General features: G+C 37.4%; 20 protein-coding genes and 1 riboswitch. Of the genes, 6 read left to right on the top strand and 14 right to left on the bottom strand.

Annotated features, from left to right (window positions below; genetic code table 11):
- Positions 1-9 precede the first annotated feature (9 nt).
- Entirely contained in the window at positions 10-3399 is a 3390-nt protein-coding gene (locus tag MHI18_RS13495; RefSeq protein ID WP_340848074.1) for a tubulin-like doman-containing protein, read from the bottom strand.
- A gap of 11 nt (positions 3400-3410) precedes the next feature.
- A complete protein-coding gene (locus MHI18_RS13490) occupies positions 3411-5132 on the bottom strand; it encodes a vWA domain-containing protein (protein ID WP_445670034.1) in 1722 nt (573 codons plus the stop codon).
- 527 nt (positions 5133-5659) lie between these two features.
- Between MHI18_RS13490 and MHI18_RS13485 the strand changes: the two genes are divergently transcribed.
- A complete protein-coding gene (locus MHI18_RS13485; RefSeq protein ID WP_340848071.1) occupies positions 5660-6448 on the top strand; it encodes a hypothetical protein in 789 nt (262 codons plus the stop codon).
- Between the two features lie 154 nt (positions 6449-6602).
- On the opposite strand, the gene purT is transcribed toward MHI18_RS13485, so the two are convergent.
- Both purT and MHI18_RS13475 read right to left on the bottom strand, forming a co-directional pair.
- On the bottom strand, positions 6603-7763 hold the full coding sequence (purT, locus tag MHI18_RS13480) for a phosphoribosylglycinamide formyltransferase 2 (RefSeq protein ID WP_340848069.1): 1161 nt from the start codon (positions 7761-7763) through the stop codon (positions 6603-6605).
- Between the two features lie 255 nt (positions 7764-8018).
- Complete coding sequence (locus tag MHI18_RS13475; RefSeq protein WP_340848068.1) at positions 8019-8744, bottom strand: GDSL-type esterase/lipase family protein; 726 nt, start codon at positions 8742-8744, stop codon at positions 8019-8021.
- 161 nt (positions 8745-8905) lie between these two features.
- A riboswitch (SAM riboswitch) is annotated at positions 8906-9006 on the top strand.
- A 72-nt stretch (positions 9007-9078) separates the two neighbouring features.
- Here MHI18_RS13475 and MHI18_RS13470 point away from each other — a divergent pair.
- Positions 9079-9411 (top strand): hypothetical protein, encoded by a 333-nt coding sequence (locus tag MHI18_RS13470; protein ID WP_340848067.1) that lies wholly within the window; start codon positions 9079-9081, stop codon positions 9409-9411.
- 41 nt (positions 9412-9452) lie between these two features.
- Here the strand turns inward: MHI18_RS13470 and MHI18_RS13465 are convergent, their stop codons facing one another.
- Entirely contained in the window at positions 9453-9671 is a 219-nt protein-coding gene (locus tag MHI18_RS13465; protein WP_340848065.1) for a hypothetical protein, read from the bottom strand.
- 371 nt (positions 9672-10042) lie between these two features.
- On the opposite strand from MHI18_RS13465, the gene MHI18_RS13460 reads away from it, so the two are divergent.
- Both MHI18_RS13460 and MHI18_RS13455 read left to right on the top strand, forming a co-directional pair.
- Positions 10043-10255, top strand: coding sequence for a DUF5316 family protein (locus tag MHI18_RS13460; protein ID WP_340848063.1), 213 nt, complete (start codon positions 10043-10045; stop codon positions 10253-10255).
- Between the two features lie 259 nt (positions 10256-10514).
- Positions 10515-11423 carry an EamA family transporter gene (locus MHI18_RS13455; RefSeq protein ID WP_340848061.1) on the top strand — a complete coding sequence of 303 codons (909 nt, stop codon included), beginning with the start codon at positions 10515-10517 and terminating at the stop codon, positions 11421-11423.
- 62 nt (positions 11424-11485) lie between these two features.
- Here the strand turns inward: MHI18_RS13455 and MHI18_RS13450 are convergent, their stop codons facing one another.
- The 5 genes from MHI18_RS13450 to rlmD all read right to left on the bottom strand — a co-directional run bounded on the left by MHI18_RS13450 (position 11486) and on the right by rlmD (position 19606).
- Positions 11486-12244, bottom strand: a complete 759-nt coding sequence (locus tag MHI18_RS13450; RefSeq protein ID WP_340848060.1) for an SDR family NAD(P)-dependent oxidoreductase — start codon at positions 12242-12244, stop codon at positions 11486-11488.
- Between the two features lie 273 nt (positions 12245-12517).
- A complete protein-coding gene (locus MHI18_RS13445; protein ID WP_340848058.1) occupies positions 12518-15112 on the bottom strand; it encodes a polynucleotide kinase-phosphatase in 2595 nt (864 codons plus the stop codon).
- 2 nt (positions 15113-15114) lie between these two features.
- Positions 15115-16485 carry a 3' terminal RNA ribose 2'-O-methyltransferase Hen1 gene (locus MHI18_RS13440; protein WP_340848057.1) on the bottom strand — a complete coding sequence of 457 codons (1371 nt, stop codon included), beginning with the start codon at positions 16483-16485 and terminating at the stop codon, positions 15115-15117.
- A 404-nt stretch (positions 16486-16889) separates the two neighbouring features.
- Positions 16890-17867 carry a tRNA dihydrouridine synthase gene (locus tag MHI18_RS13435; protein ID WP_340848055.1) on the bottom strand — a complete coding sequence of 326 codons (978 nt, stop codon included), beginning with the start codon at positions 17865-17867 and terminating at the stop codon, positions 16890-16892.
- A 365-nt stretch (positions 17868-18232) separates the two neighbouring features.
- Complete coding sequence (rlmD, locus tag MHI18_RS13430) at positions 18233-19606, bottom strand: 23S rRNA (uracil(1939)-C(5))-methyltransferase RlmD (protein ID WP_340848052.1); 1374 nt, start codon at positions 19604-19606, stop codon at positions 18233-18235.
- 205 nt (positions 19607-19811) lie between these two features.
- Here rlmD and MHI18_RS13425 point away from each other — a divergent pair, with 205 nt between their 5' ends.
- Positions 19812-20030, top strand: coding sequence for a methionine aminopeptidase (locus MHI18_RS13425; RefSeq protein ID WP_340848048.1), 219 nt, complete (start codon positions 19812-19814; stop codon positions 20028-20030).
- Positions 20031-20063: 33 nt separating this feature from the next.
- On the opposite strand, the gene MHI18_RS13420 is transcribed toward MHI18_RS13425, so the two are convergent.
- From MHI18_RS13420 to MHI18_RS13410, 3 genes are read right to left on the bottom strand one after another with little or no spacing between them, the layout of a single operon-like run.
- Positions 20064-20792: an alpha/beta fold hydrolase gene (locus MHI18_RS13420; RefSeq protein WP_340848046.1), complete on the bottom strand. Its 729-nt coding sequence runs from the start codon at positions 20790-20792 to the stop codon at positions 20064-20066.
- 13 nt (positions 20793-20805) lie between these two features.
- Positions 20806-21369 carry a GNAT family N-acetyltransferase gene (locus tag MHI18_RS13415; RefSeq protein WP_340848044.1) on the bottom strand — a complete coding sequence of 188 codons (564 nt, stop codon included), beginning with the start codon at positions 21367-21369 and terminating at the stop codon, positions 20806-20808.
- A 46-nt stretch (positions 21370-21415) separates the two neighbouring features.
- Complete coding sequence (locus MHI18_RS13410) at positions 21416-22372, bottom strand: diacylglycerol kinase (RefSeq protein WP_340848041.1); 957 nt, start codon at positions 22370-22372, stop codon at positions 21416-21418.
- 390 nt (positions 22373-22762) lie between these two features.
- Between MHI18_RS13410 and MHI18_RS13405 the strand changes: the two genes are divergently transcribed.
- Positions 22763-23902, top strand: a complete 1140-nt coding sequence (locus MHI18_RS13405; RefSeq protein ID WP_340848039.1) for a GGDEF domain-containing protein — start codon at positions 22763-22765, stop codon at positions 23900-23902.
- Positions 23903-23971: 69 nt separating this feature from the next.
- Here MHI18_RS13405 and MHI18_RS13400 read toward each other — a convergent pair whose 3' ends face one another.
- Positions 23972-25540, bottom strand: a complete 1569-nt coding sequence (locus tag MHI18_RS13400; RefSeq protein ID WP_340846018.1) for an IS1182 family transposase — start codon at positions 25538-25540, stop codon at positions 23972-23974.
- Positions 25541-25902: the final 362 nt, after the last annotated feature.

Here is a 25902-nt window from a genome sequence, read left to right as displayed (position 1 = left end):
ATTAAAAGACTATTTTAGTACTTTCACTAGACTATTTGACCTGTCAAGAATCTGCTTATAAAAGCCGTATACCTCATTACCATTAGGAAGCTCATCTCGAGTCCATTCGAGCTCAGCTCGTGAGTCTCTTGCCGCAGTCATTAAACGTTCAAGCTTCTGTGTCAGCAAATCTGTATCCGTATTATTCGCCATTTGCGTGTTTCGGCGGTCTGCTTTCTTTTCAAGAAGAGCTTTACGTTTAGAATCAAGACTTCGATATACTTGATACAGCTCATATTCAATAAACGTATTGATCTTCGTTAAGTTAAGGAGTGGTTCCCAGCTATCTTCTTCTACATCATGATCGTATACAAAGAGAGCACCTCTTTTGGTTATGGTACCGGTATATAAAATTTCAATAAATGTTTGCAGACTAGTTTCTTCATCCTTATAGGACTGAAGGAGAGCATCTAATTCATTCAGTTTTTCCTGAATCGACACGTATTTTTGAATTTCTTCCTTAACAGCCTCAACTAATCTTGGTGTACGAATAAAGTTTTCAATCGCATCCTGTTCATTACTGCTGGAAAAGATATCTTTGGTAACAGCAGTCGGCAGCTGTTCCTTCAAAAGTTGCTGAAGATCCGCTCTAAAGCGTTTTATTTCTGTAAAGTTAGGTTTCCCTGCCGCATCTTCCACTAAATAGCTGATAGAGAATTCTTTCATACTAAAGCGTTCAGATACATAGACCTCAAACTTATTATTGGAAGAGATATGTTCTCCTTTATTTTTAATGATGCCCCATTGTTTAGCTTCGTTAAAAATCGAACGAACCCTCCTGTTGTAATCCTTTAATCGAGGATTTTCATAGATATCCCCCCACGACTTTTCAGGAATTGGAGATGGAAGATAGGCCCAGTTCATTGCTTTCGTCTGCGACAAATGACGTCCGACACCTTCACGTTCGAAGATTGATTTTTCATAGATCTCTTCATAACTAGAAAGTGGGGTAAAGACAAACAAAGGGATTCCATTCTTTGTATTCAACCAGAAGATACGATTACGGACTTCACTTTCCTTTACTGTAAAACGAGAGCCGCTGACAGATGTCCGTTGAAAATCTTTAATTCCTTTTAGAATACTTGGTGCCTGCCTTGGAACAGAGACAAATCCCCAAGAAGGGAATACCAAGCTTCCTACACTATTATTCAAGTGAAATACAGGTATCGCTTCTTCATCGAGAGTCTTGGCTATTTTCCTTTCAACAATATGATCGATGGATTCTTCCTCTCCATACTTCATAACGAGAAATTCCTCCATTGACTTGGTTATCAAATCTCCAAATTTATCAGTTAGGAAATCCGAAATAGAACTGATAATATCAATGTCCTGCTCCTTCACCCAACGATTTGATTGATCAAGAAGTTCTTTCGTAAAATCTTGAATCATATCATTTCCGTCTTTCGTCTCCAGAATCTCGGTAATCTTCTCGGCCATATCCGGAACACTAACAACATCCCAATAATACGTTTTATTCCCCTGTTGATCTTGTTTTTCTTGCCCGCGCGTCAAAATCTCACCATTCTTTTCAAATATTGTGTTTAATGAATTAAGAATTTCTGTGACCACGGCGTACATTTTACTATTTTCATCATTGATCATCGTGTGAATATCATGATAAAAATCGACCATTTGTTCCATACATTCTTTGTCGGCGCGCAGATAGTATTCTTCTACTTTAGCTGCGATAAAGGCATTTTTCTTTTTATCCTTTGAAAACAATGCACTTTTAGCATCAGCCATTTTTTCAGCAGCTTGATCGGATGCATCGGAAATTTCCATTGGTTTACGATAGGTCTGTTCTTTTAATGATTCAATGTACGATTGAATCAAGTTAAGGAGGCTATGGCCCTTATGAGTATAAATTAGCCGTGAGACGAAAAATGGTCCTTGCTCGGGATTTAAGAAAGTACGTCTAATTTGATCTTTAAACTCTTCAAGAATTTCAGCTGGGTATTGTTTTTTCATCTTTATGTAATTTTCTCTGGCTTTAGTGAGATATCCTTGGTCTAGTTCCGAATCCATACTGATGATCTGCTGTTTAACCACATTCGCATAACTAAGACGGTCACTATTTTCATAACCCGGAATTGGTTCGGGTACGAGTGAATTAAATTTTCGATGGACAGAATCTACATCAAGCCCAATTCGATTAGCAAAATTCTCTACCTCTTCCTGTGAAGGGGCAGCAGGAAACATCTTCTCCATCTTTTTAAACACTTTATATGCTAAGTAGGTAGTCATTTCTTCTATCGGCAGAATAGCCGAGGAGGCTCCTAGAATGTTATACATATAATTGGCTGTGTATTCTTTATGCATCTGCTTAATATTTGTACCGATATTGCTTATATAATCGTGGATGGCAAACTCTTCTCCAGATTGTTTATCTTCATTCGCCATGAAATTCGTTATATTTTCGGCTGTCACATTCATCGTATAATCATAAGCATTTTCAAGTGGTTTACCTTCTAAGTTGGTGGCAGAAATTAAGTGGCAAAGATTGTATGGCGGCATAGCAGAGTTAACATTCAAGATGTTTCCATATTGCTGTTTGAATCGTTCATTGCGTTCATCAACATTCATCCAGTAATCTAGTTCTTTCAAAGCGGCAAAACCATTTTTCTTTATATATTCGCTAGTATGCGTATTTAAGCTCTTATTCGATAGGTTCACGTCAGGCGTGAATAGATAACCTAGAATACTAACCTTATCTACACCGGCACTGCCGTGCTCCCTCTCAAGGATACCGCGGATAATATAAGAGATATCGAGGAAACAGCCAGATCCCGTTCCTCCAGAAATACCAGTCATGATAAATACGGTTAACCTTTTATTGGTCCCTTCAGATAAGACTTTAATCTTTCTCTCTATCGTTTGGACTACTTGATTAATCTTGGTAAATAATAAGAGACGCCCTGCTTGTCTCACTCCTGAAGCACCACTGATTCCATCCGTTATCAAAAGCTCCGGTGACAGCCAATCTGTAATATAACTCGGCAGCGTACTCCGGTTTTGCAAGAGACTTCCAATCTCAGCATTAGATAGAAGGACGAATTCCGTGACAGGATCGAGTCCCATGCCTTTATACTTCTTAAATTGATCTTGTTCATTCGTTTCAAAAGCTAAATATTCTATATTAGCCGGTTTTTCTTTTTTCTTTTTAGAAATAGGATCCGCAGGTAATTTAAATCGTCTATTGACCTGATACTTCAAACGTAGAAGGGCATCGATTCCCGTGCCTCCTAAACCAATAACCAACATAGGGTTATCGATTGTATCTACACGGATTTTATCGCTGACTATTCCGCCTCCTTTTGAGACGTCAAGTTGCTGGATATGCTCTCTAACTGTTGCCTTCATGTCTTATCCCCCTAAATAATATAGTCTAGTGATATTGATTTATTGACCTTATGGAGCATGATTTTCAAACGATCATTTTTCTTAAGTACCAATCCTTCTGATGCGTCAACAGCTCTACCCGATCGTTCAATAACAGCCTCTCCTTTGTTATAGAGCATAAGTGTGTCATTTTTTCCTGGTACTAGAATGATAGACTCTGTTTCAATAAATTCAGGTGCCAATTGAAGCAGCTGATGCAATTTCACTTTTCCTTTAAAAGCATTCAGCTTTCGATACTGAGGCGATGTTTTCTCTCCCGTATTTTCATCTCTTACTTCTATAATCATCTGACCAATAAATCCTCTATTTGCTTTCTTAACCAAGGACAAAAGATATAAAACGAAGCACATGGCGGCAAGTAAACCGATTCCAATTCCAAGCCGTTTTACTACTCCACTCTCTTTAGTCTCTTCTGCTAAAACAGGTGAAGTCTTTCTGCTTGCATCAATAACAATACTGTTTGTTTCACGTGAGAAGCTGTTATCCTCCGCTAGTACCTTTAACTCGTATTTATGCTGATCAGGAATTTTCCAATTACTAAAAAAATTCTTTCCATCAGTATCCAGTGGATATTCCACCACTTTTTTGAGAGTTAAGTCCGTTACCAGCAGCTTAGCTTTCATCTCTTCGTACATAACAGGGCTTTGCAGCTTCTTTCCACCCGTTTCAAGAAATGCTTTGATTGCAACGGTATCATTCTTTCCGTAGTTCTTATTAGCAGGCTCCTCAAGGTGAAGCCCTAGATCATAGTTGTAAATCATATTGACATCGATTTTGTCTTTATTAGTTCCCTTAACTTGGATTTTCCACTTACCAATCGCCGGTTTAATTAATTTTATGAGAGAATAAGCATTAGACTTTGAATAAATAATATTTGGAGAAGGGATATTCACTTCCTTGCCGTCAGGGTCAAATAATTTGGCAGTAATCGGTCTATTTGTGGTTATTGATATATTGGCCTCCATTACATTTTCGTTTGGAATATCAATGACAACATCTTGATAGTTTCCATTCGCTGTTAAATTTTTCACTGGAACAACCTTAAGTTTTAAATGCTTGGCAAATATCTCACTCAAAATACTTGGCAGATCATCTGCTGAATTGGTCGTGAAATAGATTCCATTTGTTTCTTTCGATAGATTCTTTAATACAGATTGATTAGTCTTGCCGTCTGCATTAAGACCAATGGTGTAAATCGGATAGCCCTCCGCTTTTGCCTTATTAATGGCTGTTTGCATATCTTTATCCGATTGCTTCTGCGTCCGTCCTGAATCCGGATTTAACTCATTAATTCCATCTGCCAGAAGAATAATCAACGGTGAATGTCCTTTATCCTTGCCAGCATCAAGAATTTTCACAGCCTCATTCACCCCTATTGCAATATCGGTATAGGAGCCTCTTGTTAAGGAATCTATGTATTCTTTAAAATCCGTTTTATCCTCTTCAGAATGAATTTCCAGCAAGGCCTTTTCACGATTAATTTGATCAGTATAGGCAACTAACCCCACCTTATCTCCGCTAACGGATAACATATCAACAAACATTTTCATTGCTTCATTACTTACTTTCTTCTTATCGCTTTTATTCATTGAATTGCTCACATCAACAACTAACACTGCATCCATCTTTTCACCAGTATCCACAGCGTATCCCTTTATGGGCAGCAGACCTGCCGTTAAAAGCAAACTGATCATAACAAAACTTATATATCTAGATAATTTCACCCATATCCCCCCTTACATACATAAACAATCAATCTATTAAAGATAGAAAATAGCAAATTATATGAATATTATAGTATTTTATTTACATTTTAACTATAATTAGTTAGACAATATATGTTAATTATTGCATTTATTTTTAATTAAAGTAAATATATGTAATTAACAACCTATGAACCAAGGAGGATAACCTGATGGTTTTTATTATTTTCGTCGTTATATTTCTTCTTATTCTCGTAAGGAAAATTCATATGCTTTATATCGATAAAATAATAGCAGAAGACACCCCAAGTATTGATAATAGAATCATCGAACTGCTTAATTCTAAATAATCAAGGAAAGCGGGTGATCCTATCAGGAAGCTGTCTGTTAAGCTGACAACGTTTATTGTGCCTAAATCATTAATTTCTGAAATTCATCTTTGTAAAAGGTGTGAAAGCTACACTCTTTTTCCTGAGTACGGATGTCAAAATTGTTCCAGTCCAAAAGGTTTTTACACATTGGATCAATTTCTCACAAGAAAGTATCGTCTACAGTTCCAAAACCACCTGCTTTTATTATTCGCCTTGTTAGTCATAACTGCTTTAAGCAGCCTTGACCTAACCATATTTTTATTAACAACTTTTCTTGGAACACTGATTCTTATTGGATATAGTATGTGGAAGTTTTCCATGCGCTTGAGTGAAAAAAAGTTACTGCTCGATGATCTAGTTTTGACTGATCAAGTAAAACTTACTGAAGGAATAAATAAAAATATACAGTATGTACAAAAGAAAATTGATACCGGCCATTACCAGGAAGCCTACGAAATCCTCCGTAAAATTGGCTTGTATATACACAATAATGAAATAAAGGAACTAAAGCTCGGTTGTTTGAATCAATTTTACCTTCGAAAAGATATGCAGTTAGAAATGGATTCTCTCCTTCCGGAAGGATTCAGCCCGTTATTTATTCGTTACCTTACTGATGCAATTAAGATACAACGGAATCTAGTTAACAAAAATGTTTTGGATTATATCATTCGCTATGAGGAGGAAATTCAGGAGCACTTTTCATATGATGTATTTATAACTACTGCCGGAGCTGCGTTAAGAAAGAAACAGTATTTCATCGATTACCAAGACTTTATAATGAAGTATATTCATGGTCTACCTAAAGAAAGGATTATCCGTTTATGCAGGATTCTTCAAACCACGAATACCCCTGAAATGGACCAAGCACGAGATCAACTCCACAACCTAATCCAAATAAAGTATGCAGGTGAGAAAGAAATGGCTGCGTTACTTTAGAAGAGAGTTTAATATGCTCGTTGAATTGAAAAAGAAAAAAATACTTTCTTTCGATTGACCTCTAGCGTAGTAATCACCTCACTAGACGAATACCAAACAAAAAGAATGCCATTCTAATAGAATGGCACTCTTTCAATTAATTAGCGGGCAATGTCTATTTCTCGTTTACTTGTAAACAACCTTTTGCCTGATTTGCCAGGACTCTTGCCTCTTCTGTCGTCTCTGCTGAAGAAAGAACTACTGCAACGCGGCGTCCCTGTTTCGTAACGGGTTTAGCAAAAATACGAATTTGAGTGTTTGGAGTGGACAACGACTCCTCAACTCCTGAGATGCTATAATTCTCAGCTTCAGTCGGTGCCTTCAAGGGACGGCTCGCTCCTGGAGTAACCAACGTAATTTCTGGAATCGGATATCCTAAAATGGCACGGATATGTAAGGCAAACTCGGATAAGTTTTGTGTAACTAGTGTAACAAGCCCCGTATCATGCGGCCGTGGAGAAACTTCACTAAAGTATACCTTTTCTCCTGATAAGAACAGCTCTACTCCAAATAGACCTAAACCACCCAGCTCATCCGTAATCGTATGTGCAATCCGTTGAGCTTCCTCTATTTGCTGGTCTGTCATATCATGAGGCTGCCAAGACTCAATATAGTCACCGCCTTCTTGGATATGTCCAATCGGTGCGCAAAACTTTGTACCCTCAACAGTTCGAACTGTTAATAGCGTTATTTCTGAGTCAAATGAAATAAATTCTTCAATAATCACTCTACCGTTTTGCACACGCCCTCCTTCCATGGCTGTCTGCCAACAGGTTTCTAAATCCTCTTCAGTAAGACATACACTTTGCCCTTTACCTGAAGAGCTCATCAATGGTTTCACTACATTTGGGAAACCGATTTTATACGCACCCTTCACGAATTCTTCATATGTATCAGCAAATTGATATCCAGCTGTGGGTATTTGTAATGTCTCAGAAGCAAGTCTACGAATGCCTTCCCGATCCATCGTCAGTTTAGCTGCACGAGCCGTTGGAATGACTGTAAATCCTTCATCCTCCAACTTAATAAGTTCAGACGTTGCAATCGCTTCAATTTCAGGCACAATTAAATCAGGCTTTTCCCTTTCAACAATCTCCCGAAGCTCTTTTGCATTCAGCATATCAATCACATAACTGCGGTGGGCTGCCTGCATCGCTGGTGCATCTGCATAACGGTCAACAGCAATCGTCTCTACACCCAGGCGCTGTGCTTCAATAATCACTTCTTTTCCTAATTCTCCAGATCCTAACAGTAAAATTTTCTTAGCTTTATACATATTAGTCAACCTCCCCTTTTCTCTTTTTCATTATATACGAACTATTATAATAAAGTAATCTAGTATTATTCGTTTTTAACAACAATAAATCAATTATAATACTAGATTAACATAAAAAACCTACCTCATAACGTACAATACATATTGGTTATATACAGAAAAATTTTGGTGTCCCCAAATTTAATCAATCGATTGATTAAATAATTTTCCATAAAAAAAGCCCTTCAATTAAGAGGACTCTTCATAGCTCACTGATTATTTCTTTTTACTTATTGCCTTCCAAAATTCAGCTGCAAGCACTTTATATCCAGATTCACTCAAATGAATATTCGTCTTATTTGGAAGATACTTTTTATAATTCTTAGCAATCGCTTTGTCAGTCGCCACAAACGTGTCGCCATTTTCTGCTGCTGCTGACTTAATTTGCGTATTAAGCCCTGTTAGCAACGGCATTAAAGCAGCTTGCTGTTCAGCTGGATAATAAGGGAAACAATTATAGTAACCCATTACATAAACCTTTACCTTTGGATTAAGGCCGTCAATTGTTTTTAGTATCTTATTCAGATTAGTAGAAACAGCGACAAGTGCTTCCGACGCTTTCGAAGGATCCGTATTTATCTTGGCAAGTAAATCATTTGCCCCGATATCAATGGTAATATGAGTAGCGCTTTTAATTTCCTTCCTGATTTTCTTGCTTTTCGTTACATCTAGCAGAAGACGATCCGATGTATAACCTGGTACGCTGAAATTATCAAAGTCTGCTAATTTATACTTTTTTGCCACAAATGAATCAGCAATATAATCAACATACCCATAATCTAAATAGCCATTCGGTGACAGCCCTGCTGCTAACGAATCCCCTAATGCCACATATTCAACCTTTACTGGTGCAGGAGCTTTTTTTGCTGAAGCACTAAATGGCACACCGACTACTAGTGACATGGCTAACACGATACTTGCAGTTTTCTGTTTTCGATTCAAAATAATTCCCCCTTGATAATTTTTGGTGTTCACTAGTTCAAATTCAGTATTTATATTGAAAATCCTTCTTAGGACTAAAGTAATTTTTTCGACATTCAATTGACAAATTCAATTTTTTTTATTAGAATAATCAAAATACTACTTATAAAATAAAAACATATCTCTTATCCAGAGAGGTGGAGGGACTGGCCCGACGAAACCTCAGCAACCACACGTAGTGATGGTGCTAATTCCAGCAAAGCTTAGCTTTGGACGATAAGGGGAGGTGTCTTTTCTTACAAAAGCCCTCTTCTTAGGAAGAGAGTTTTTTTGTATAGAAAAGGAGAGTTTATCGATGATAAATAATAAGACGTTTTTAACCGTGGATGAATACTTAGATCTTTACCTTTTTGCAAAAGATCTTGGTGATATTCATTGGCAAAATGAAATAATTGAACAACTAAAAAATCATAATCAGAAAACAGATAAAACCTGGGAGATTCAGGCTCTATGGGAGTCCTTTGAGCGAGTAAATAATGAAATACTGGCTCTTTACAAAGAACTGCGAAATGATTCAGCCATCTCAGAAGTAATAGGAGAAAAGCTCTGGACTTTAAAACAACAGCGTATGGAAATCAGTCGGGAAATCCGCTGTCTGCAAGAGGATAAATCGTTCATAACTAACTAAAAAAAGATGGAGTATCTCGTTAATGAGATACTCCATCTTTTTTATGCGTTAACCTTCATAGCTGACATCATTTGCATCATGGTTGAAATCATTTCATCACACTCTTGCATTTTCATCATCATTTCTTTCATATCCATACCCATTTCATCATTCATTTCCATGCCTTGCATTCTAGTCATCATCATTTTCATACCATTCATTTCTGTCATCATTCTTTCCATTGACATCTTCATCATCATACTCATCGCCATGTTTTCCATTTCCATTCCTCCATTACGGTTTTTTAAAACTAATAGGAACTCGATGTACAGCACTTGTCCTACTTCATCTACTTTAAGTATATACCCAAATAAACTGTATTTTAAAAATTATTTAAATAATTTATTTTCTAAATCATTAACGAACTGTCTGTAACTTTTAAAACCCTTATGTATCATTGGTTTAACCAGTTTAATCAATCGATTGATTAAATAAAATAAATCTTTTAATAAATAAAAATTGGAAGAAACTCCTATTAGTTTTTAAAATAAATGAGCAGAATAGAAAGAGTAGGTATTTTATCAATCATTTTACTTAATAGCGAAACTTATAAGATTATGTAACGTACTAATAGAAGAAAGGGGGTGTTTATTTGCAGTACTTCTTTTTTGTCGGTGTAGTCTGTATCATTATCTCCGGTATATCAGTTGGGGCATGGACGACGCCTCAACAGCAAAGAGCTACATTCAATAATGAAACAACCGCATATAGAAGATCCAGAACAAGAATAGCCATTTATTCTGGATTTTTAGGCATCCTTTCTCTAGCCATAAGCGGAATGTTGTATTTTAAAAATACAATATGATTCTCAAGATATTTATATCGCTTCTAGGCTGTTGAGAAAGAGTCGGCAGCCTTTTGATTTTTTATTTTATCAATAACTATTGACCCGCTAAATAATCCTTTCAAAAAACCCTTTCTCTGCATCCAGAGAAAGTGCGTTCTAAATGAACCCTTATTTAAACTTCTTCTTGACGTGATTATTATCCGTTGTATAATTAAGAGTTTTAATTAATTATCTCATTGCTATATTTGTATAATAAACAAAAAGAGGAGAATTCATTATGTGGTTTATTTTTGCTCTACTCACAGCACTTGCATGGGGCGGGGCGGATCTATTTTATAAAAAAGGAACAGATAGTAATGATAAGTTCAGCCATATTAAAATCATCATTATGGTCGGCTTGGTTATGGGTTTGCATGCAACAGGGTACCTTTTATTCAAAGGATTGACTTTTAATCCTATGGATTTAATCACTTATTTACCTGTATCAGGACTCTACATTTTGTCGATGGCAATTGGTTATATCGGGTTACGATATTTGGAACTTTCGATTGCTTCGCCTATCCAAAATTCCTCCGGAGCCGTTACGGCAATCCTAATTTTCATCTTTTTCACCCATGAATTAGGTGTAATTGAAGTTTTAGGACTCATTATTATCACACTAGGTGTTATCGGCATCGCCGTTTTAGAAAAGAAAGCAGAAAACGAAGCCCTTCAAAATCAATCCGTTGAAATTGATAAAAAATATAAAATTGGCTTTATGGCGATTATTTTCCCTATCCTTTATGCTTTTATTGATGGATTAGGAACCTTTGCCGATGCCATTTACTTAGATGAATTAAATCTGATCAGCGAAGATTCGGCACTGCTAGCCTATGAATATACTTTCTTCATTTGTGCTGTATTGTCGTTTGGATACCTTAAATTAATTAAAAAAGAATCATTCAACGTTTTTACCGAACGAGATAAAGCGTCTGCCGCCATCCTTGAAACGATTGGTCAATTCTTTTATGTATTTGCAATGGCAAAGAATGCAATTATCGCCGCACCGCTTATTGCTTCATATAGCATTTTCTCTGTCATCCTGTCGCGTATATTCCTTAAAGAAAAACTGAACAAAATGCAATATACCATCATTATTGTTGTTATTTTTGGGATTGCTTTGCTTGGTATTGCTGATGAGTTGTAAGTAAGTCAATATTCAAAAAAGAGCAGTGTCCATTGAGACACTGCTTCTTTTTGCTGTATTTTTTACTTAGTATTTGTAAACCCGCCATCGATGCGGATAACTTCTCCGTTGATATATTCTGCTTTAGACGTTAAAAGGAAGGTTACAAGTTCCGCAACCTCTTCCGGTGTTCCCAATCGTTTTTGAGGAATGCCTTTCGTTGCATTCTCTTTCATTGCCGGGTTTGCTTCGTAAAAGGCTTTAACCATAGGTGTCTCTGTAGGACCGGGAGCAATTGCATTTACACGCAATCCGTCTTTTCCATATTCAGCTACCATCGACTTGGTTAAACCAGCAATTCCGTGTTTCGTTGCTGAATACGTTACAACTGAATCCTGTCCAATTACACCTGCACTTGAAGCTGTATTGACAATTGATCCACCGCCATTTTTTAGCATGACCTCGGCTACATAACGAACGCCGTACAAACTACCCATTAAATTGATTTGAACAATTTTCTCAATTTCTTCAATGGCTGTATCTAAGAAGTACGCACCACTTCCTGAAATCCCTGCATTATTGAAGAAGTAATCGATCTTTCCGAATTTCTCTACTGTCTTATCCACATAGTTCTTCACTTCTTCTGCCTTAGAAACATCAGTTTTGATGAAAATGGCGTCTGCTCCTAATTTTTTTACCATTTCTACTGTTTCGTTACCTCCCTTTTCATTCACATCCACTACAACGATGTTGATTCCATCTTCGGCCATTCGAACTGCCGTAGCCTGTCCTAAGCCGCTTCCTGCTCCTGTGATAATCGCTACCTTATTCTTGGTTGTCATAATTAACTACTCCTCCTAGTTGTATTAGCTGCTTTATCTATATTTTTAGGTTAATATGCCTACTCGTTTGTATTTTACCCAATCACTTTGAATTAAAACAATGCACACACCGGGAAGAGTCGGTTCGTTATAAAGAAAGTGAAAAAGGCTTGTGTAAGAACACTTCGAACAACTTTACTTCTATCCATCCCCAAAATAAAACAGATGCGTTTTTAGAAAATAAAAAATAACCGCTCATGAACTAAAAATGAGCGGTTATCCGTTATTCAACTGTTACAACCTCGGATCAACTGGATCTGCTTCCATTGCTAGAGTTCCAAGCACACACTCATGTACTCTTTCAATAGATTCACCACTAACAAATCTTCGAATTCCTTCTACTCCTAGCGTAAATTCCTTTAGTGCCAGCTTCTGTTTTTTGGAAACATTTCGTTCCTTTAACCTGTTCAAGTTTTTTGGTAGTAAGTAGTCCATACCATAAATAATGTTTAGATACTTCCGGCCTCTAACCTTTATGGCAGGTTGTATAAGTTTACCTTTTGCTTTTGATATAAATCGCTCTGGCTTAATAACGATTCCTTCATGTCCATCATTTGTGATGCTTTCCCACCATTTAATAACGGCCTCTTCACTTGTTGAATCGTCAATAACCATAAATTCAGTTTCTACAAACAGGTCTGCCATTTTCGCAAATTCCTGATTCATTTCCATATGCCAAGTATGCGGCTTATTAAAGAACGTTTCATTACTATGTGCTAGTACATGGAATGGGGCAATCTGAATTAGATTAATATCTTCTATGTCCCAACAGTATTTTTGAAAAACTTCTTTAAACACATGTGCATTGTATAGTTTTTCATCATATTCACCAAGCCATTCTTCTAAGTCTTGATTAGTATGAATAGATTTTTCAAGCTTACTTTTAATTATTGTTCGATCTAGAAGTGCATTTTCAGCAACATGTGCATATTGATGACTAATCAATTCTTTAGCTTTTAGATTCCATGGCATGATTTCAGCATCTAATAGCACATAGTCCGTATTGTACTTCTGAAAATAACCATGATGGTTTAATCCATCATTCAGCCTTTGTAGGATAGTACTTTCTACTTCATCAGCAAAGAATTTTCTTCCTGACCTTGTATAAATAACACCTAAGGTTTCGCGGCCAATGTATTTTAAAGCAGATTCCTTTCTGTTGAATAGCATTAAAATCCCTCTACTACCCATATGTTTCTTTTCAGCAACCATTTTCTCAATACCCTTGCTTCGATAGTAATCAATGACTTCCTTCGGATGTTCAAGATAGTCATCTAATGCGGATGGCAGGGGAGCAGGGCTCATGGTAGGTGGGATATACACAAGTTCTTCAATCGGGACAGTAAAATGAGATACTGTATCAATTGATGGGATTGCATATTCTTTAGGTATATGAATTTCCCCCAAGTCATCAGTTAAGACCGAGTAACCATTAATGAACTTCGCAATATTGGGGGGATTTAACCGTTTTTTCTCCAGCTCTTTTAGTGGATTACTATCCGCACCCGAGTACTCTTTTTTAGCCTTAACAGATACATATTCTTTTTCAGGGTAACGTAAAGCTGTTAACTCTCCACCAAAAACCACACCTTGATCAATATTTATTGTGTTGTTAATAATAAGTGGCTTAGGTTTGGGGTCATGTCCCCAAATGATTGAAATATTTGTTTTATGATGGATTGACCAGTCTTTTCTGATGGGTTTACCCCCGCCATTAAAACCATCTGTATCTCCATAACGGCAAAAATCACTCACAACATCCGATTGTTTTGCTATATATTCGTCTTTAATTCCTGCATGAGTACAAACCAATGTCGGTACACCATTTTTTTTCAATACATAGTGCGAAGGTGCATGCAAAAGAAAGTTCTTTAATTCCTTTTTTAATTCTCTCGTCTCTTCTTCACCATATTGTTCATGGAATTTTTGTATTTCTTCTTCCACAAGTTCATCACCATGATTTAAGGTAACATCCCTATCATCCAACCATCTAGCAATTTTCCAACCATGATTACTATCAATCATATAAGCCAGATTCTGATTAACATGCCTCAAGAAAAATTGCATCGTTTCTAATGACTTGGGTCCTCTGCTCATGATATCTCCAAGGGATAAAAACTTTCGACCTTCTGGATGGATAAAGAAATTCTCATGATTTTGTTCATACCCTAGTTTCTCAAGGACTTCTATCAATTCATCAAAGCAACCATGTATATCACCAATAATATCTATCCCTTTTGCAACATCTAACTCAATAGGATTCTGGTAGTGCCTTTTTACTTCTATTTCATCTGAATTATGGACGAAATACGCTGCATGGTAGCCTTCCTTTTTGATAAAACGTTTTTCTTTTTTAAAAACTTGATACTGTTGCCTGATTCTTCTTTTTCCTCTCGGATTATCACGCTGTTCGTCTCTTTCTAGTAAGGTATCTTGATCAACATCAAATACGATTGCAACGATTGGTATATGATTGTTTTTAGCAATTGTCATATATCTTTTACGGTCATCAGGGTGTAAATGTGTTGCATCAACAATCGTTAACTTATTCAGCCTAGACCTTGATTCGATCAAGGAATCCATTAATATGAAAGCTTCTTCGGATATGTGTTGATATTGATCGTAAAGAGAATCCGCTTCATCCTTTGGCTTACCCTTCCAATCGACGAATTCAATACCACTTACTAACACTCTAAAATCATCTGAGCTCACTATTTCTGAAGTAAGTAATTGTTCATTTTTCACTAATTTTTTTAATAACGTGGATTTGCCACTATTAGACGGTCCTACTAGCAGAACGATTCCAGCGTAAGGTAAGACAACTTCCATGGTTATCTCTCCTTTCTTGTAAATAAACACATTTGAGTAGGGTATCCATATTGTTGATGTTCTTCTCCAATACCATCAAACATTAACTCATAATTCTCATCTTCATTTTGCTGATTACACCACACATGAAACTCTTCTCTAGTCCATTCAAAACGATGATCAGGATGTCTGTAATTTTCCGACATATCATAGACTTGGTTGTATTCCTGGTTAGGTGTTGTAATTATTAACACGCCGGGCTGATAATCGTTTAAAATTGTATTCATAATTTTAGGTAATCGATTCTCATTGATATGTTCGATGACCTCGCACAAAATCATTACATCTTTTTGCTTTACCCTATCATCATAATAGAAAAGTGAACCTTTGATTGTGGTAGGCATAAGGAAGTTTTCCAGTTGTCCAACCTTTTCGAATCGCTTCAAAGCTTTAAGAGTTGCAGACTCTGACGGTTCAACAGCAAGTATTTCTTTCACACCATTTACAAACCCAAGTTTAAGAGATAACTTACCTTCTCCGGAACCAAAATCAACAATACTTTCTCTTCTCTGCATTCTATTAATATGATCAATGATTTTTTCATATCTGAGGTCATTTAACCGTACTTTACCATCACCTTCAGACTCCTTTACTCCTTCTTCCGCAGGCCTATTGTCTTTTTCTTTTTTTTCTACTAAGCTATAAACTTCTTTGAAACGAAGTGCTTTCTGTATAATAAATTCTCTTTGAGGATGCAGATCCAGCCAACCCTCACCATACCTTTCAATTTTTTCAATTTCTGTTTCATCAATATAGTAGTGCTTATAATTATCTAGTACTGGAATCAATACAAACAGCTGTCTTAGACCGTTTTGCAGCGTTGTCATGCCTTTTAAAATAATATATCTAGCTGAACTTTTCGATTTAATAGGGAGATTATAGTCGGAATCACCATACGTTATTGATACTTCATACCCTAAAGGCTCAAATAAATCTTTAATTTGTTTATCCGATAGATTAGATACGACCGGCCCAAATTCAAACGTAAATGGAAAGGCATAACGAACCCAAGATGCATATTCTTCTTTAGGTTTTCCATTTAGAGCTGTTCCTAAGGCGGTTCTCAAAAAGGTACAAAAAATACTACTTACCGCAAATTCTCTATCATTTATGTACGAGGTAATATCATACTTCTCTGAACTGTTTCTAGAAAGTTCAATCGGATCTGGTGTAACAAAGAAAGTAACTTCAACCTCTTTCTCAGTAAACTTGCTATAAAACATTCTAACCAGATGACCATTTTGACTTCTTTCATATATATTATTCGGATTTTTGGCTAATAGATATGAAATTACCTCAACATCATTACCTGACGCTTGAATGGTTAGTTGCATATGAAACACTCCTCTTATCTTTTCAGCATGTACGTTATTTTGTTAGTATATCACCTTCTAGGTAATGCTTTCCTATCATTCAAAATTAACACAACTATCTGCATGAAGGATAAAAGGAATTTCTCTACTTGTATTACAAGTTGCTCGTACTTTTATTGTCTCATCTCTAAATTATCCTCCGGATGGAAAGTACATAACTCGAAAACAACTATCTCCTCATTCATTTTTCATCGGGAGTCAGTACTACTAACTTCAATCTATACCCCACCCGTATACAGACAAAAAAGCTATGCATCGTATTAGGCGAAAAGCTTGAGAAATGCGCATTTCTCAAGCTTTGTCCATACGTTATGCATAGCTTTCATAGGCCGCTTATCAACATTGAAAGAACACTTTCGGAAGATTTAGCTTTCCTCATTTCCATCAAAACTCTCGAATTCATCGAGCAAGGCACGTACTTCATCTGTTGATTTTGTGTTCATCAATTGATTTCTTAGTTCACCTGCTCCTCTAAATCCACGGACATAAATCTTAAAAAAGCGAGGAAGAGGTTTGAATGAACGAGGTTCTATTTCTGAATGTTTATCGTGAAGGTCGAGATGCAGCCTTAAGAGATCAAGCAATTCCTTACTACTATGTTCTTTTGGATCCTTCTCAAAGGCGAATGGGTTACTAAACACACCACGCCCAATCATAATCCCATCAATACCGTATTGCTCGGCGAGCTTCAATCCAGCTTGACGGTCAAGTATATCTCCATTGATCGTCAATAGTGTGTTAGGTGCCACTTCGTCGCGAAGTTTTTTAATCTCCGGGATTAGTTCCCAATGAGCGTCAACTTTACTCATTTCCTTTCTCGTACGCAGATGAATGGAAAGATTGGCAATATCCTGTTCTAAAACATGTCTTAACCAGGTGCGCCATTCTTCTACATCCGTGTAACCAAGCCTGGTCTTCACACTTACTGGCAGTCCTCCTGCTTTAGCGGCTTGTATTAATTCAGCGGCAATTTCGGGACGACAAATAAGCCCGCTTCCCTTCCCATTCCCTGCCACATTAGGTACTGGACAACCCATATTGAGATCAATACCCTTGAATCCTAACTCTGCCATACCAATGCTCATTTCACGGAATTTTTCAGGCTTATCTCCCCATATGTGGGCTACCATGGGTTGTTCATCCTCTGTAAAAGTCAAACGTCCTCGCACACTTTGTCTTCCTTCAGGATGACAATAACTCTCTGAGTTTGTAAATTCGGTAAAAAACACATCAGGTCTGCCTGCTTCAGCCACTACATGGCGAAACACAACATCCGTTACTTCTTCCATTGGTGCTAGTACAAAAAAAGGTCGTGGTAAATCACGCCAAAAATTATCTATCATAATAACATTCATTTCCTCTCAGTTGAAATACCGGGTTACACGCAAAAATATCCTGCTTCTCTATCACTTATAGCATGATTAGAGACTTTTTATCAAACGATAGTAAATTTTGAACATTTACTCTTTTTTACTACAAGTAAAAAGAAAAGGTCAACCCTTTTCCTACGTTTGTCAGGTTCCTGCTGTATTTAATTAATTGGCCACAAAGCTCTTTCTTGTATACATTTTCAATAATTAACTCCTAAAAATAGGAAGTAATAGATAGAGAGACAAGTCCTGCATATGAAAAAGACCCGGAATTCGGAAAAGGTACCTTACCGAAAACCGAGTCTGACTCGGAAAATTTATATTTTATGCGAGAAAGTTTACTTCTTTAACGTCAACTTCGCCACAACTTCTACGTGTGTAGTCATTGGGAACATATCAACCGGTTGAAGTTCCTCTGTTTTGTATCCGCCGTCTTCTAGAATACGAAGGTCGCGGGCAAGCGTAGCCGGGTTACATGAAATGTAGACCATTTTCTTTGGAGCCATTTCAATAATGGTCTTCAGTAATGCTTCATCACAGCCTTTACGCGGTGGATCGACAACTATTACATCTGCACGGTTACCTTGTTCATACCATAATGGAATGAATGTTTCAGCTTCACCAATAGAAAACTTAACGTTTTCCACTTCATTAAGCTCCGCATTACGACGAGCATCTTCAATTGCTTGTGGAATCATTTCGACTCCAAGAACAGACTTCGCTTTTTGAGCTAGGAATAATGAAATGGTTCCGATGCCACAATACGCATCAACTACTGTTTCTTCTCCAGTTAAAGCCGCATATTCAAGTGCTTTGTCATAAAGTACTTTTGTTTGATCAGGGTTTACCTGATAAAACGAAACAGCAGAGATAGCGAATTTAACATCACCAATATAATCATAAATTACTTCATTGCCCCAAAGAACCTTTGTTTTTTCACCCATAATCACATTGGTCTTTTGATTATTAATGTTATGAACAATTGATTTAACATTTGGTAAGCGTTTAAGGATTTCTTCAACAATTTTGTTTTTATGAAGTAATGATGTTGATCTGGTAATTAAGACAACCATTAATTCACCCGTTGATTTAGCATAACGAGCCATAATATGACGCAGGACACCACGGTGGTGAATTTCGTTGTAAGGATCTATTCCGAGTTCACTGCAAATTTCTTTAACGACTTTAATCGCTTCATTAACCGCAGGATCTTGAACGATGCTTTCGTTAGTATCTACAATTTCATGGGTGCGCGGCTTATAGAATCCAGCGATTAAATTACCGCCCCTTTTTCCAACTGGTACTTGTGCCTTATTACGATAATTTAAAGGGTTGTCCATTCCAATAATCGGATGAATCGTTGCATCTTCCAGTTTACCGATACGTTTCATCACTTGCTTAACTTGGTTTTCTTTAAACTCAAGTTGACCCGCATAGCTGATATGCTGCAACTGACAGCCGCCATATTTATAGTTTTCTTCAACAGGTACTTCTACACGATGCTCGCTTGCTTCATATAATTCAATCAAACGGCCAAAGCCGTATCCTTTATTTGCTTTAACTACTCTAATTTTTGCTTTTTCACCCGGCAATGTATTCGGAACAAAGATTGGGTAGCCATTTACTTTTGCTACTCCTGCTCCATCATGGGTTAAATCCTCAAAAACTACATCTATATCATCATTTTTAGCTACTGGTGCTGTATTAGTCATATAATCTCCCTTTTCTTTTCAAAATACCTTTTGCTTATCGTATTTTAACATACAAAGCCCTTGAATCAAAACGGACTTCGTTCAACTGTCACCATTTACAGTTCAAATACATACTATATAGTAAATTTTTCAGTTTGCTCAGTGGACATGCGTATAAAAGCATCGCTGTTTGCTCAGAATAAAGTAAAAATATGGGGTGAGCAGAATGGGTATATTTCAAGCTATCTCTGCCTGGAACGCAGCAAGATATGAAAAACATGTAAGTTCAATGGAGGAAAGGGGATTTTGCCCCGATTGCCGTGGACGGGGGTTTGATTCCTATGCCCCGAATGAATACTATTACAATTCTGTTTATGAATGCTCAGGATGTAATGGCAGCGGGACCTACCATGATTGGGCTGAACTCCAGACCCAACAAATGTAAGTAAGAAAAATACGGGTCTTTCACCGTATTTTTTTAGTTGATTCCACAGTTCTTTGTTTCCTGAAAAAACTTTTTCAGCGTATCTGCAAATTCGGCTGATTTAGGATTCGTACTTCCTGGCTTGTCAGGATCAATGATTCTTACCCTCGCATCCGGCATAGCACGTAAATAGTCCTTAGCCCCATCTTCTGTCAGTCCCACACTCTCCTCACTTCCTTGTAAAATCAATACAGGACAATCAATCTCTTTTAGATGTTTCAAAAAATCAACATTTTTAGAATCTTTTTCAATGGCCTTTAATGTTTCAAGCGTCATACTTTCTAAAACACGCTTATTGGTTGATTTAAGAAAGAAATCAGACCAACCTTCAGGTAAATCTTTTTGCATGGCTGGATAATCGCCGATAATTAGTCCATTTATACGGTCTGTATGTGCAACCGCATAGCCTAACGCATAAGCAACACCACGGCCATACCCAAAGATGGCAAACTTATCGATTGTAATCCGATTAACGACCACTTCGATATCAGAAACGTGATGTTCTAATGTGAATCCACTTTTTGGAGCATCACTTAGTCCTCTTCCACGCATGGTGACCACAAGTGCACGCCTGGGTAATAGAGCTTGAATTAGATCCTCATATTCCTCTCCAGTTTCAGCAATACCCGGAATGATAACCAATGGCGTTGTCTCCTTGGAAGGACCTGTATTATCTAAATAATGAATACGAATATCTCCATTTTTCACCCAACCCTCAATCATGGCTGACCCTCCTTCAAGACATCACTTTAACCATATAATCATAGCTATGACCATATATAGTCTTACTACCAACTTTTTGATACCCAAGCTTCTGATATAAAGCCCTTGCTCCTTTATTGTCTGCTTCCACATTTAATGACATACGTCCGTACCCTAGATTACGACCACGTTTTTCTGCTTCGGCTATCAGCGTAGTTCCCAGTCTATTCCCGCGATAACTAGGTTTTACACAAACTGTGTCAATATAATAATCTTCAGGCTCTGATTCTATATCGATCAGTAAATCTGAATTCCCTGATTTCAGGCGTACTTGTTCAATTAATGGCCAATCAAGCTTCTCTGCTTCACTACCATGATAAACAACAATTACACCTATAATTTCACTATTTTCCTCGATAACCAATGTGTTTTCATGGCTGAGCCGATTCTGTTTCTTTTTAAAAAAAGATGCCATTACTTCGAGTATGGCCGCTTCCTCTTGTTCACCAGTTAATGCTTGGCCAATCTCATCTATAGCCAGATTCATTAAATAAACAGCTTCATCAGCATCTTCAGGAATGCCTTCTCTGATTTTCATTTTGCGCCCTCCATAAAAAAATAAAAAAGCTGGCATAGCCAGCCCTTTAGTCGTTTTTGTGATCTTCTGTTACGTCCCCAATTTGTTCCCGTTGATTAGCTGGATCATCTTGAAGTTCACCTTCAGGAACAAAGACATCAAAATGACGATATTGATTAACAAATTCTGCAGGTGCCAATCCGCCAAATTCACCATCTAGATTGAGCATCATTTCTTTCTTAGTTGTCACCTTTATCCGATTAGCCTTTACATAAATAACATTTCGATCATGAATATGCTCTCCTCGCATAGCTAGAGAAGCGATTCTGATAAAATCCGCCAGGTTGGTTTTCTTGAGAATCAGCAATGTAAACATTCCATCATTCAACGAAGCATCAGGTGCTAGTCTTTCGAAACCGCCGACAGAATTGGTATTTGCGACTAGGAATAACATAATTTCGCCTTCATAGATTTTCCCATCATATTCGATTGTTACTTCCGTTGGCTTTAATGATGGCAGCATCTCAATTCCTTTAACATAATACGCCAGATGTCCAAGCATAGTTTTTAACTTACTCGGTACATCATAGGTCAATTCAGTCAGACGGCCGCCGCCTGCGATATTAATGAAATACTTTTCATTCATCTTACCGATATCGATAGGCATAGTATGGTTGGCTGTGATAATATCAACGGCTTGGTCGATAGACCGGGGTACATGAATAGCCCTTGCAAAATCATTGGTCGTTCCAACTGGAATAATTCCAAGTTTCGGACGATTTTCCGCATCTGCCAGTCCGTTAACCACTTCGTATATCGTACCGTCTCCACCGGCTGCTATTACTACTTCATATCCCCGTTCAATAGCAATTCTCGCTGCCTCAGTGGCGTCACCTTCGCCTGTTGTCGCATGACATGATGTTTCATAACCCGCAGCTTCTAGCTTAGCCAGAACGTCCGGTAAGCTTTTCTTAATCGCTTCCCTGCCGGAAGTTGGATTATAGATTAACCTTGCTCTTTTCATTTCCATCATCCTATTGTATAAAATAAAATCATTTTTCACTTAAATACGAAAAAAAGTTTTGAAGAACAAATTCCCCAATTTCTTTGTCTTGTGCCCGTAAAGATTATATAGCAAATTCATGGAAAATACTACTTTCTCACTTCGAATAGAGCTAAGAATGACTGCTTTTATTATGTCGAAAAAATTTATATATCTCGTTACTCTTTCTCTTTCTTAGAGTATGAGCATTTAACACACAGATGGGTAAAAAAATGAACCTATCCCCTTAGTATACGCGACATGCTTTCCTTTACTTTATCAATTTTTATCAATTATTGGTAAATTATAGTGAACATTCGCTGAATAAATAGTAAAATAGAACTATATAAACACCATAAGGTAGTGATAAAAATGAAAATAGTAAGCAAGGTTCAATATGCATTCTCTTCTATGATCATTCTCATTTTGGCTGTATGTACATTTGCGCATTATCATAAATTAGTTTGGTTAGAAATCATGGGCGCTATTGTTTTAATCGGTTTAGCCATGCATTTAGGGTATCAATTTGACAGAACTCGTCATTATGAACTAGAAAGAAAAAAACAAACTGCAAGGATGTCTGCACTTGTCAGCTCCCTGAAATCTGGCATATTAGCTCTTGATGAAAATAGGAAAATCATTCATGTAAATAAAGAGTTCTGCCAGATGTTTCGTCTCAATGAAAATGGCGAACAGCTGCATGGAACAAATGGACATGAGCTATTTCAAAAAAACGCTCCTTTGTTTACTGATCCTGATTTATTTTTACAAACAATTAGGACCCTATATACTGCCCATAGTATGGCTTTAAATCAGGAGGTTCACCTGACTAATGGACAAATATTCGAATTCGATTATTTACCGATTTATGTAGGTCAGCATGATAGCGGACATTTGTGGCATTACCGGAACGTGACCGAAGCAAAGGAAAAGGAACGTTTGCTTATTGAATCAAATATGATTCTACAAAACTTATCCAGCATGGATGGGTTGACGGGAATTGCAAATAGACGAAGCTTTGACAGCAGAATTTCAGATGAATGGAAACGTTCCCTGCGTCAAAATGGGGAGCCGCTGTCATTAATTATGCTCGATATTGATCATTTCAAATTATATAACGATACGTATGGACATCAAGAGGGGGATAACTGCTTAATTCAAATAGCGGCTGCCATCCAAGCGTGTTGTATTCGTCCAGGCGATCTTGCTGCAAGATACGGTGGAGAAGAATTTTCCATTATATTTCCAGCCACTTCTGCAGCCGGAGCCATTTCTGTTGCTGAACGAATTAAAAAAGCCATTGAGCATATGCAAATCCCGCATGCTAACTCACTCATTTCACCAAATGTCACTGTAAGTATGGGCATAGGTACAGTTATTCCAAATGCGGCCGCATCAGTAACCACACTTATTGAACAAGCTGACCAGGCACTCTATCAAGCAAAATCTCATGGAAGGAATCGATTGATTCTCTATCAAGAAATATCAAAAAAGAGGCTGGGACATAACTAGCTTCAATTATCAAAAAAAGTGAAATGGATTAACTCCATTTCACTTTTTTCGGTTTTCCTCTATGAAACCTTACCTACTGACCGCGAATTTCCTTATATTCACGGCCATTAATGCAAATCCCATTTCATTTTCAACCTTTTTCTGTCCGCGGACAGAAAATCGGTTGAAACGCAAATTAGCCTTCAAAAATCCAAAAACTGGTTCCACATCTATTTTCCGTTGACGGTAGATGGAACTTGTTTTTTCTTCTGAAAGCTTCGCTCTTACATATTCTTTTTGCTGTTCCCATTTTTCATTCACCATTAATTTTCGGTTCGTACCTTCCTTTGCTTTGGTGCAAGAGGAACGGAATGGACAGCCTGTGCAGTTTTCACACTCATATAGTTTGAACTCGCGTGTGAATCCTGATTTGTCCGTACGCACGGAATGATTTTTGAAGACCAAACGCTGCTGATTCGGACACGTGTATGTATCGTTTTCTTTATCATACTGCCAGTTGTCTGGATTAAATTCGTTTTGTTTGTATTTTTTCTTCTGCTCTTTCTGGTACATCCCATAGGTAATTAATGCTTCCCTTTTACGATTCGAAAGAATATCATCATAATTCTGTTCGCTTCCATATCCGGCATCTGCGACGATGTGCTTCGGCAACTCGAAATAATTTTGCTCAATTTGATCTAAGAACGGAATGAGGGTGCGAGTATCGGTCGGATTCGAAAATAGGCTATAGGCCAGGGTGTATTGGCCTTCTGTTGCGACTTGAAGATTATAACCAGCTTTCAATTGACCGTTCTTCATATAATCATCTTTCATTCGCATAAAGGTCGCATCGGGGTCTGTTTTTGAATAACTATTCCTGGTGCCAAAGATTTCAAAGTCTCGCTGATAGTTCTGTTTTCTTATAAGTAAATTTAGGACTTGTTTCCGTACTTGTTTTGGAAATTTTCGTTCGCTTCTTAACGTTTTTCGTTCTGCCGCATCTGAAGATGCTTCTATTTCTTTGTCATATTCAGAAATGACATCCTCTACTTTTTGAACCACTTGAGCCAACTCGTCTGAGGACAATTGCTCTACGTTTTCTCGTTCGATTTCGGGAATGATTTCTTTTTCAATGAGCTCATCATATAACTGATTAGATTTTTCGATTAAGCTTTTATGATAGTTTTCAATAGACTTTTTCCACACGAATGTAAATTTGTTCGCATTCGCTTCAATCTTTGTTCCATCAATAAAGATTGCTTCTTGATCAATGAGTTTCTCTTGAACAAGCTGGCAACGGAATTGAACGAAACATTGCCGGATTAATTCCTTTACTTCTGGATGAACACGAAAACGGTTAATGGTGCGATAACTTGGTTCATATCCTTGTGCTAACCACATCATTCGGAGGCTGTCCTGTAAAAGAGCTTCCATTTTCCGCCCTGAAAAAACAGATTGCGTATAGGCACATAAGATAATTTTCAACATCATGCGTGGATGATAGGCAGGACAGCCCTCATTTCGCAGGAAAGGTTCCAACGCTTCATGAGGAATACTTTCAACTAAGTGATGGACGTGGAAGGCAAGATCATTTTTGTGTAATTTCACTTCTAAATCTAAAGGCAAAACTAATTGATTCATGTTATACTCTTTAAACATAAGGACACTTCTTTCTGTTTGAATTTTTGTTGTGGTGACTTAATTTTAGCAGAAAGTGTCCTTATGTTATGAGTAAAAAGACAAAGCCGGTGAAAATTTTACGTATCGTAAAATTTTCACCGGCTTTTTTTCATTTTAGAGCAGGGTTTTGTCCCAGCCTCCATTACTGTAGACAAACTCAGGTGAGATTTAAAATCAAGATGTTGATTTCCATTCCAGGCGCTTCGCTTTCCGCGGGCGGGCGTTGAGCCGCATCAATGCTCACACTCCTGCGGGGTCTCACCTGTCCCGCTGTTCCCGCAGGAGTCTTCACGCCTTCCACTTCAATCACCCGTCTTTCTAAAGTTAATCTGGATAAAGCC

Source organism: Peribacillus sp. FSL H8-0477 (assembly GCF_038002765.1).
Taxonomy (GTDB): domain Bacteria; phylum Bacillota; class Bacilli; order Bacillales; family DSM-1321; genus Peribacillus.
Note: the sequence above shows the minus strand (reverse complement) of the source record. Positions and strands in the feature narration are given on the sequence as shown.